This is a genomic window from bacterium, assembly GCA_037143175.1.
GTDB lineage: Bacteria > Verrucomicrobiota > Kiritimatiellia > CAIKKV01 > CAITUY01 > JAABPW01.
In genome coordinates this window covers 1-6,525 of sequence record JBAWZF010000085.1, presented here as the reverse complement: position 1 = coordinate 6,525, position 6,525 = coordinate 1, and the positions used below count along the sequence as shown (strand labels likewise).

8 protein-coding genes are annotated in these 6,525 nt (G+C 53.1%); all 8 read right to left on the bottom strand.

Annotated elements, in window-relative coordinates; all coding sequences use genetic code 11:
• Positions 1–228 precede the first annotated feature (228 nt).
• Positions 229–1,062 carry a hypothetical protein gene (locus WCI03_14815; protein MEI8141125.1) on the bottom strand — a complete coding sequence of 278 codons (834 nt, stop codon included), beginning with the start codon at positions 1,060–1,062 and terminating at the stop codon, positions 229–231.
• 14 nt (positions 1,063–1,076) lie between these two features.
• Positions 1,077–1,757: a phosphate signaling complex protein PhoU gene (gene phoU, locus WCI03_14810; protein MEI8141124.1), complete on the bottom strand. Its 681-nt coding sequence runs from the start codon at positions 1,755–1,757 to the stop codon at positions 1,077–1,079.
• Between the two features lie 32 nt (positions 1,758–1,789).
• Positions 1,790–2,551, bottom strand: a complete 762-nt coding sequence (gene pstB / locus WCI03_14805) for a phosphate ABC transporter ATP-binding protein PstB (protein MEI8141123.1) — start codon at positions 2,549–2,551, stop codon at positions 1,790–1,792.
• On the bottom strand, positions 2,548–3,318 hold the full coding sequence (locus WCI03_14800) for a phosphate ABC transporter ATP-binding protein (GenBank protein MEI8141122.1): 771 nt from the start codon (positions 3,316–3,318) through the stop codon (positions 2,548–2,550). Before WCI03_14800 ends, pstB begins: the two co-directional genes overlap by 4 nt.
• Positions 3,315–4,154, bottom strand: coding sequence for a phosphate ABC transporter permease PstA (gene pstA / locus WCI03_14795; GenBank protein ID MEI8141121.1), 840 nt, complete (start codon positions 4,152–4,154; stop codon positions 3,315–3,317). Before pstA ends, WCI03_14800 begins: the two co-directional genes overlap by 4 nt.
• Positions 4,151–5,008, bottom strand: coding sequence for a phosphate ABC transporter permease subunit PstC (pstC, locus tag WCI03_14790; protein MEI8141120.1), 858 nt, complete (start codon positions 5,006–5,008; stop codon positions 4,151–4,153). Before pstC ends, pstA begins: the two co-directional genes overlap by 4 nt.
• On the bottom strand, positions 5,005–5,805 hold the full coding sequence (locus tag WCI03_14785; GenBank protein ID MEI8141119.1) for a phosphate ABC transporter substrate-binding protein: 801 nt from the start codon (positions 5,803–5,805) through the stop codon (positions 5,005–5,007). Before WCI03_14785 ends, pstC begins: the two co-directional genes overlap by 4 nt.
• Positions 5,806–5,913: 108 nt before the next feature.
• A partial coding sequence (locus tag WCI03_14780; GenBank protein MEI8141118.1) for a hypothetical protein occupies positions 5,914–6,525 on the bottom strand: 612 nt, incomplete at its 5' end.

Sequence of the window (6,525 nt, the reverse complement as noted above, 5' to 3'; positions counted from 1 at the left end):
GAACAGTTCGGTCGCGCTACCGCGCGATTGAACTGCTCTTTTTAGGATAAATCAAGCGCCGGCTCACATTTCAAAGGCCAATATTCATAAGCTTTAGCACAAGATCACCCCAGCCCCAGCAAGGTGATTTCTGATCGGCAAAAGGCGCGAATGTCCAGCAAGAAGACGTCGATGCGCCGGAGTTTTCAGCGGCGAGACGCCGCTGCCACTTTAATTCCTTTGATCCCGTTAAAACCGGTATGAGACGCCGACCGAAATGACAGGATATAACTTGAAGGCACTGGCATCGTCTTGAATCTTCGCCACTTCGTTGGCTAACGCCTGATCCACATACGGCTGAAGGGCGGGATCAGAGGCGGTCGCGGTCGCGGAAACCTTGGGTTCGCCTTGGAACATGACACCGAAATCACACGCAAAATGCCAGTGGCCGTCTGCTCCGACAGCATTGCCATAACCGATACCAACATAAGGCGCCAATTCGTTAAAAGTCACCTGCCCGCTGCATTCACTCAATCTGTATTCCTGCCCATCCAAAGTAACACTCTCGTTTAGGTCGGCGTTCAATTTGAACTTATTCTTATTGATCAGTCCACCGCCACTGACACGGAAGCCACCGCCAAAGACATAAAGATCAACGAGCGCGCCATAAGAAAGCCAATCCATATCGGATTTAAAGGATCCTTCATCGAGATTCAGTGAAGGGCCCGCACTCATCATGTTCACACCGAAACGGAACCCCAGATAATCGCTGGCCCCCACGGTGGCCTCCAAACCACCTCCCAAAGTGCCGGCCTTGACCGTCAAGCCAACCCCGCCGGCCGATGTCGCGGCTTCCTGTTTCGGTTCAGCAATCACCACAGCCGGCTGCTTCACAGGCGTCACAACTGATTTCGTTGGCGCTACAGGAGACTTCACCTTCGTTGTGACCACCGGCACCACATTCGTCTTTACCGTCGCAGGAGTCGGGCTCAACGCCCTCGGTGTCAGCTTCGCAGGAGCCGCCATCAATTCCATCGCCATACCTATCGCCACTAAACTGACCACCAGTAATCGTTTTTTCATATCGAACTCCTTGTCTAAACAGTAACTATGTGGGCTTTGCTGTCGGCATGATGGCGGACATCCCGGCCTTCCACCACAAAAATAGTAATTTCGGCAATATTGGTCGCATGATCCCCAATCCGCTCCAGATACCGGGAGATCAACAGTAAATTCAGTGCTCGCGAAACAGAGGCGGAATCCCGTGTCATAAACTCAGTCAATTCCAAAGTGATGGCATCCTTCAAGTCATCCACCCGATCATCACGCAATAATACTTCCCGGGCCAGCCCGACATTCCTGTTCACAAAGGCATGAAGACTGTCGCGCACCATCCCCTGAGCAATGACAGCCATTTCCGGAATGACCTTAAACGGCTTCAATGGCGGCTCTTTGAGTAAGAGCGCTACCTTCTGGACGATATTTACCGCCTCATCAGCCAACCGCTCAAGTTCGGCATTTGTCTTGGCTGCCCCCATGATGAAACGAAGGTCACCAGCCGCGGGCTGATGCAAGGCGATCAAGGTCAGACAAGTCTCATCGATCTCAATCTGCAGATGATTGACCTGTTCTTCCCGTTGCCACACAGGGGTCATCAATGCCGGATTCCGATCCACCACCGCCTTCACGGCATCCGCGATCATCACCTCCGACATCGCACTCATCTTAATGAGCTGATGCTTCAATGCTTGTAAACTTTCGTCAAAATGCCGTTCCATTGTGTGGTCCTTTCTATGGACACTCTACTCTCTCACCCATACCGTCCGCTGACATAATCTTGCGTTCGAATATCCCTTGGACTTGTGAAGATTCCGGCTGTTTGCCCGAATTCTATCATTTCGCCTAAGAGCATGTAACCGGAATAGTCAGAAATTCGCGCCGCCTGCTGCATATTATGCGTAACAATCACAATCGTGTAGTCCGCCTTGAGATCGAGCATCAATTCCTCAATTCGCCCGGTGGAAATCGGATCGAGCGCCGAACAGGGCTCATCCATCAATATCACTTCGGGCTCAACCGCCAGCAACCTTGCGATACAGAGCCGCTGCTGTTGATCCAACGGCAATTCCAGTGCGGAATGTTCCAGCTTATCCTTCAGGTTATCCCACAACGCCGCCGCACGGAGACTACGCTCCACAATCTCGCTCACCCGATGCCGGTCATTCAGCCCGGCGACCTTCAGCCCGAAGGCCACATTGTCATAGATCGAAAGAGGAAATGGATTCGGCCGCTGAAAGACCATCCCCACGCGCTTACGCAACGCGCAAACATCCATATCGGAATCGTAAATGTTTTTTCCTTCCAATAAGATCGTTCCGGTTACGCGAACGCTGGGAATCAGATCGTTCATCCGGTTCAAGGTGCGCAGCAAGGTGGATTTACCACAGCCAGATGGGCCAATGAGCGCCGTAATGTGCTGCCGCCTCACCTCCATCGGCACCACCTTAAGTGCCTGAAATTCCCCGTAAAAAAGGTTCAGATCCTTAACCGTTATAACCATCTCATTGTTCATCCGAACCTGCCAGTCACATAGTCGTTAGTTCGCACGTCGCGCGGAACCGTGAATATCTGCTCGGTATTACCGTATTCCACCATCTCACCCGAAAGGAAAAAGGCCGTCTCATCGGCGACCCGCGCCGCCTGCTTGGTATTGTTGGTCACCAGAATGATGGTATAGCGCGATTTCAAAATCGTCAGTGCCTCTTCAATCTTCGCCGTGGAGATGGGATCCAGCCCCGAACAGGGCTCATCCAGCAAAATCACTTCCATCTCCTCCATGGCTAACACCCGGGCCAAACACAACCGCTGTTGCTGCCCGCCGGACAACCGGAGACCCGACATCTGGAGCCGATCTTTGACCTCATCCCAGATAAACGCGGATTTGAGACTGCGCTCAACAATTTCATTGAGCCGGGTCCGGTCACGAACTCCCGACAGGCGTGGCCCATACACCACGTTCTCATAGATGCTCATCGGCAAGGCCACCGGCAAGGCGAATAACATGCCCACCCGTTTACGCAGGCTTACCACATCAAAATCCGGGTGATATATATCCTGCCCATCCAACAACACCCGCCCCTCCACATGCATTTCCGGCACCAGATCATTCAGCCGATTCAAGGCTCGCAGAAAGGTCGTCTTCCCCGCTCCGGACGGACCGATAATGCCTAAAATCCGATGAGCCCGGACCTCAAGGTTGAGCCCGCGCAACGCCTCATCCTTTTCATGATAGACATGAAAATCCGTTACGGAGATTTTAATGGGGTGGAGTGGGATCATCTTGCCCTCCTGGAAATAAACCGGTGCATCATCCCATATGCGGCCAGATTGACCAACAACACGGAAAGAATCAAAACAGCGGCGGTAGCATACGCCTTTTCGTCCGAAATTCCCTCAGTGGCAAGAATGTAAAAATGGACCGACATGGTCCGCACCGAGTCAAATACCGAGGAGGGCATCCGTAGCGACGACCCTGCGGTAAAAATCACAGCCGCCGTCTCCCCGATAGAGCGACCGATCGCCAACATCACGCCGGTAACAATACCAGGCAAGGCATTGGGCAGCACCACTTTGAGGACTGTCTCCCACCGGGTTGCGCCCAGCGAAAAACTAACCTCCCGATAGGAATTCGGTACGGACCGGATGGCTTCTTCCGAGGTCCGGATAATCGTGGGGAGCACCATGATCGCCAGCGTCAATCCACCTGACAACAGACTCCACCCCATCTTGAGCATCACGACGAAAAAGATAAAGCCAAAGAGTCCGAATATGATCGAGGGAATACCTGCCAGGCAGTCGGTGCCAAACCGTAACGCACGGGTCAGCTGCGTTTCTCGCGTGTATTCGCTCAGATAGACGGCCGTCCCCACGCCAAGCGGAAACGCTATGGCGACCGCCACAAGTGGCAATAACACCGTCCCCACGAGGGTTGTGAAGATGCCGCCCGCACGCCCCATATCCTTTGGCGCTGAGAGCAGGAACTCTGCATTCACACCCGGCAACCCTTTGCTCAGCACAAAACCAATAATAAAAACAAGAATCACTACGGTAAGAAACGTGGCCGTTCCAAGAATCGCCACGGCAATAACCTGGGTTATTTTAGGAGGGATTCTCATTTCTTGCGCACCCTGCTTTTAATGGCGGATAAGGCAATGGCGTTGAGAATCATAATGACTACAAAAAGCACCACCCCGGTGGCAAACAAAGCCTCCCGCGCGAGCCCCGTGGCGTTGGCCATCTCAAGGGCGATATTAGCCGTCAAGGTCCGTACAGGATCGGTAACCGTCTGGGGAATTTTTACCGTATTGCCAGCCACCATAATCACGGCCATCGTCTCACCCAGGGCGCGCCCCATGGCCAGAATGATGCTGGCGATGATCCCAGAGCGGGCCGCCTTGATGATCACCATATGCACACTCTGCCAGCGGGTCGCCCCCAGCGCGAGAGCTCCCTCACGGTACGAATTCGGAACGGCCGCAATCGCATCCGTGGAAATACTGATCACCGTCGGCAACACCATAATCCCCAGGATAATCGCAGCGGCCAGAACCGATAACCCCGGACCGCCCATGTAGGAGCGAATCATCGGAGCCAGCACCATGACTCCCAGAAAGCCAAATACCACCGAGGGAATACCGGCCAGCAATTCAATGGTCGGCTTAATCACCCGCATCACCGACTTGGGTACAAATTCGTTGAGAAAAATCGCCCCGGCGACCCCTAAAGGCGCCCCGATGAGCATGGCCCCGAATGTCACATAAAGGGAGGCGACAATCATCGGGTAGATCCCGAATTTTCCCGCCTGTGGATTCCAGTCGGAGGAAAACAGGAAGTCCTTCAACCCCACCTTGAACATGAAGGGGACACCTTCCTTCAAGATGAATACCGCAATCAGCAGGAGGCTGGCCAGCGCCGAAAACGCCACCAGCATCAAGCTGTACTTCGCTATTTTTTCACCATTAAACTTCACTTTGCCCTGATCAGCCCATTCTTATGAATCAATTCCTGGCCTTCGGCGGACATGACATAGTCCAGAAATGCATTGCAGGCAGGCGTGGCATCCGCCTTGGTCAACAGAAATATCGGACGCACCAACTTGTAGGTCCCGGACATGATGGCGTCTTCAGTACAGGGCGCACCATCCACTTTTAACGCCTTGATCCGCTCACTGATCAGCCCATGCGATACGTAACCAATGGCATTCGCATCTTTGGCGACCGTCTCACGCACCGTACCATTTGCATTCTGAATCAGGGCATTGTCCGTCAAGTTCACATTCCCGACAATCTGCTCAAAAGAGGAGCGTGTTCCCGACCCCGCCTCACGTGACACCACAGAAATCGAATGATCCACCCCTCCCACTTCTTTCCAATTACTGATCTTACCATTGAAAATATCGCGAATCTGATCCTGGGTCAATGCCTCTACCGAGTTGGCGGGATTCACCACAATGGCGATACCATCCCGCGCCACAATCAAACTCTTCAAGGCATCCGCCTCCTTCGGCAACTTCACCAGATCGGCCATTCCTATCTGGGCCGTACCGGACAAGGTCGTCTGAACCCCCAGCGCGGAACCCCCGCCCTGCACTGTCACAGAGACCTCCGCATGGCTCATCATATAATTTTCAGCCAGCTTCTCTGCAAAGGGCTGGAACGCGGTTGAACCCGCCATGGTAATGCCTTCGCGCGATTTCCCACATCCCGCCAATAAAGTTAACGCCCCCAACCCCGCCACCAAACAGATCGCTTGAATATTATTCCTCATGGCCAGCACCCTCCTAATTTATCCGTATTTCATTCAACACGCAGATACTCAAGCATATCCCCCGGCGGGAAGGCGATTTTTATAGTGTTAGAATTGTGTTAGCGCCGCTTACTTCCCTTTTCCCCGCCCCTGCCGCAGGGTAGCGACAACCTCAATGACTCCAAAGAGGATCAGCGCACAGACGAAATAAAGAATGGCATGGTGGCGCATCAGAAAAGTCTGGATAACGCCCCCGAAAAAGATCAGAGCCAACAGAACGATCAAATTCGAAATGGCCAAAGTACGCCAATTGCGCGCAAACCAGGCGGCCAACTGATCCTCAACGGCTGGCTTGATATACCGGTGATGAAGGGCAAATCCGCCGATTGCCAACATAAACATCACAAAAGGCAACATATTGATATGGAACACCTTCTCCTCGAGCTCATGGGTTCCGGATAACATCATTTCAATGGCCACGAAAAGGATTACCAACAGACCCGCCCACTGAACCTGCGGATATTTTTCCAGTTTGGAGGCGATATAGTTTGAGGCAACAGCCATCAGAATAATGGAAACCACAAGACCAATGCCCAGAATGAGAATATTCTCGCGCGAGGCGCCCGATACAGCCAACACGTTATCCAAACTCATCGACACATCCGCCATCAATATCAGCCATACCGCGCTCTTCAAGGTCCGGGCCTCATGCTTGTGCCCCCCCTCCGCGCCCCCTTCTTC